The sequence below is a fragment of the Streptomyces sp. CO7 genome, assembly GCF_053474865.1.
In genome coordinates this window covers 2,089-5,330 of the sequence record NZ_JBRIOU010000009.1, presented here as the reverse complement: position 1 = coordinate 5,330, position 3,242 = coordinate 2,089, and the positions used below count along the sequence as shown (strand labels likewise).

At 75.7% G+C, this 3,242-nt stretch carries 4 protein-coding genes; 1 reads left to right on the top strand and 3 read right to left on the bottom strand.

The annotated features are described in order from the left end of the window. Positions 1–140: 140 nt before the first annotated feature. The 3 genes from ACOV8S_RS26705 to ACOV8S_RS26695 all read right to left on the bottom strand — a co-directional run bounded on the left by ACOV8S_RS26705 (position 141) and on the right by ACOV8S_RS26695 (position 2,232). Positions 141–1,094, bottom strand: coding sequence for a hypothetical protein (locus ACOV8S_RS26705; RefSeq protein ID WP_448320906.1), 954 nt, complete (start codon positions 1,092–1,094; stop codon positions 141–143). An 82-nt stretch (positions 1,095–1,176) separates the two neighbouring features. Then, the gene (locus tag ACOV8S_RS26700) at positions 1,177–1,461 is read right to left on the bottom strand and encodes a hypothetical protein (RefSeq protein WP_448321314.1); all 285 of its coding nucleotides are present in this window, start codon (positions 1,459–1,461) and stop codon (positions 1,177–1,179) included. A gap of 150 nt (positions 1,462–1,611) precedes the next feature. Further along, on the bottom strand, positions 1,612–2,232 hold the full coding sequence (locus tag ACOV8S_RS26695; protein ID WP_448320905.1) for a class I SAM-dependent methyltransferase: 621 nt from the start codon (positions 2,230–2,232) through the stop codon (positions 1,612–1,614). 161 nt (positions 2,233–2,393) lie between these two features. Between ACOV8S_RS26695 and ACOV8S_RS26690 the strand changes: the two genes are divergently transcribed. Further along, entirely contained in the window at positions 2,394–3,221 is an 828-nt protein-coding gene (locus ACOV8S_RS26690) for an MHYT domain-containing protein (RefSeq protein ID WP_448320903.1), read from the top strand. Positions 3,222–3,242 lie beyond the last annotated feature (21 nt).

Here is a 3,242-nt window from a genome sequence, read left to right as displayed (position 1 = left end):
GCACCACATGCGTCACCGCGGCGGGAAGCGCGGAGCGGCCAAGGTCTCCGTCTGCCGGCCCGGTCCGGGGGCCGCTGTGCGGCAGGTGGGGCCGCCCGCCTGCAGGCGCGGCCCGCCCCGCCGGGGCCGGCCGCGGCGGATCAGACCGGCTCGGCCGCGAGGCCGGCCAGGCCCTCCAGCAGCGCGGGCAGTTCGGGGCCCCGGCCCACCGGGATGATCTCCCGGGGTTCGGCGTCGAGGAGGACGAACGCGATGTCGTCGGTCCGCGCCACCAGCGACCAGCCCGGCCCGTCGGCCCGCACGGTGCGCGCGTCGCCCCCTGCGAAGAAGGCGCGGATGCGGCCGGGCGGGGGAGGGGACACGAGGTACGCGCGGGCCGCGTCGAGGACCTGGCGGACGCCGGGGTGGGCCGTGCCGCCCGCCGCGGTGGGAGCGTCCGTGCTTCCCGAACTTCCCGTTCCCGCGGCGCCCGCGGCGCCCGCGGCGTCCGTGGCGTCCGTGTCCGGGACGTCCTTCGTGCCCGGCGTGACGGCGAAGTCCTCGTCGTTCACCTGGGTGCGCCAGTGGGCCCAGTGGGCGGCTATCTCGTCGGCGCCCAGCCGTCGCTGGGCCGGACCCCACTCACTGGTGTCCGGCGGAGCCAGCGCGGGCCCGGCCTCCTCGGGGTCGGGGTCGTGGGGCGCGGGCAGGCCCGGCGCCTTCACGGCCACCGACAGCGGCCACCCCGGCAGCGCGACCACCATCGAACGCTCGTCGGGGGAGAGGTCGTACTCCATGCCGCAGTCCCACGACGCGATGGCCATGGCGACCAGCGAGACGTCGTCGACCACCACCGTCCAGCGGGCGCCGCCGCCGTCCTGGCCGAAGACCAGGCCGTAGCCGCCGGGCGTCGGGTCCAGCCCCAGCACGGCGCAGGCCTGCGGGTAGTCGTCGCCCAGCACACCGGGGAAGCGCGCCGGAGTCAGCAGGACAGCGGTCAGCACCGACAGTGCGTCGTCGTCCGCCACGCCGTCCACCGCACCGTCCGCCGCCGCGCCCGTGGCGCCGTTCTGGGAGTCCTTCGCGCCGACGGCGGACCCATCCGTTCCGGCCATGCCGGCAGCCTCCTTCGTCACAGGTCGTCGGCGCGCACCCTAGACCGGCGGCGGCACCCTTGTCACCTGCGCAGGAGCGCCGTCACGCCCGGGGGGCGGGCACCCCCAGCAGTTCGCGGGCCACCGCGTCCGGGCTCGTGCCGTGCTCCCTGGACAGGGTGAGCACCGCGCGGCAGGCGAGTTCGGTCACGCCGAAGGACAGCGCCTCGGGGGAGACCCAGGAGGCGGCCTCGTCCTTGGCGTCCTCGTCGTCCGTCGCCGAGGCGGCCACATAGGCGGCGGCCGCGTCGAACAGATTGTGGTTGCGCGGCCTCGGTCCCGGGGCCGACGGGGCGGGTGCGGCGGGGCGGATCAACCGGGCGAGCACCGTGCGCAGCTTGCCGAGCACTGCGGACCACCTTCTTCCGGGTCTGTCCGTTGCGTGTTTGCCTCGCGTTCGGTCTTCCCTCACCCACACGTGTTCGAACGGCCCGGCCCGATCCGTGGTTGCGGGGCGCCACGACCGCGGGGCGCCGGGTCACCCGCCGGTGCGCACCGCCAGCGCCAGGAAGCGTGCGGGCTCGTCCACGTACGCGGTCAGCCGCCAGCCCGCCGCGTCGAGCAGCGGCCGCAGGTTCTCCGCGGCCCGCAGGTCGCCGGCGCCCAGCTCCCGGCCCTGCCGGGCGGCCAGTGCCGCCCGTCCCACCGGGTGGAACAGGGCCAGCACGCCGCCGGCCCGCACCGTCCGCGCCAGCGCGGCGAGGTCGCGCCCAGGATCGGGCAGATGCGCGATCAGACCGGACGCGAACACCGCGTCCAGGGCCCCGGAGCGCACCGGGGGAGCGGCCGCGTCCGCCACCACCAGCGCCCCGTCCCGGCCGCGGCCGGCGCGCGCCGCCGTGCGCAGCATCTCCTCGGTCAGGTCGAGCCCCAGCACCACGCCCGAGGGGCCCACCGCCGCCCGCAGCGCGGGCAGCGCGCGCCCCGTGCCGCAGCCGGCGTCCAGGACCCGGTCGCCCGGGCGCAGTCCCAGCACGGCCACCGCCGCGGCGAAGGCGGGACCGTCGTCGGGGAACTTCCGGTCCCAGCCGGTCGCCCGGGCGGCGAAGAAGTCACGCACATGGTCACGGTCGTACGGGGAGGTGCGGTGCTCGCTCATGACGGCATGATCGCCCGGGAACGCGGTCTCCGGAACCGTCGTCACGCTGGGTACAGGATCGGTCGCATGACGATCCGGCGGGTGAAGCGAAGTGTCATGTTCCGCCACCTTTCGAAAGCCTGCGCCCTGGGTGCCGGACGCCTGACTAGCGTCCCGGTGCCATGGGACATCTGGACCACGCCGCCTTCGGCTGGCTGACCCCGGTGCTGTCGTACGCGATGGCCTGCATCGGCGCCGCCCTCGGGCTGCGCTGCACCGTCCGGGCGCTCGAGGCGACCGGCAGCTCGCGCCGCAACTGGCTGCTCACCGGCGCCTCCGCCATCGGCACCGGCATCTGGACGATGCACTTCACCGCCATGCTCGGCTTCGCCGTCCGCGGCACCGACCTCCGCTACGACGTGCCACTGACGGTGGTCAGCCTGGTCGTCGCCATGATCGTGGTCTGCGCCGGCGTCTTCGCCGTCGGCTACGGCCAGGGCCGCACCCGCGCCCTGATCCTGGGCGGACTGACCACCGGCCTCGGCGTGGCCTCCATGCACTACCTCGGCATGGCGGCCCTGCGCCTGCACGGCGAGGTCTCCTTCGACCCGCTGATGGTCGCGGTCTCCGTGGTGATCGCGGTCGTCGCCGCCACCGCCGCCCTGTGGGCCGCCCTCCACATCACCTCCCCGCTCGCGGTGACCGTCGCCTCACTGCTGATGGGCCTGGCGGTGAGCAGCATGCACTACACCGGGATGCTCGCGGTGCGGGTGCGGCTGGTTCCGTCCGCCGAACCGCTCGCCGGAGCCACCGCGATGCAGTTCGTCTTCCCGCTCGCCGTGGGCCTCGGGTCCTACCTCTTCCTCACCTCGGCCTTCGTCGCGCTCTCCCCCACGGCGCGCGAACGGGCCGCCGAGGAGGAGGCGCAGCGCGCCTGGCGGAACGCGCCGGCGCCCACCGAGCCCGAGCCGACCCCCGACCGACGAGGGAGCCATGCGTACATCCCCTAGGGCAGGCGGCCCCGGGACCCC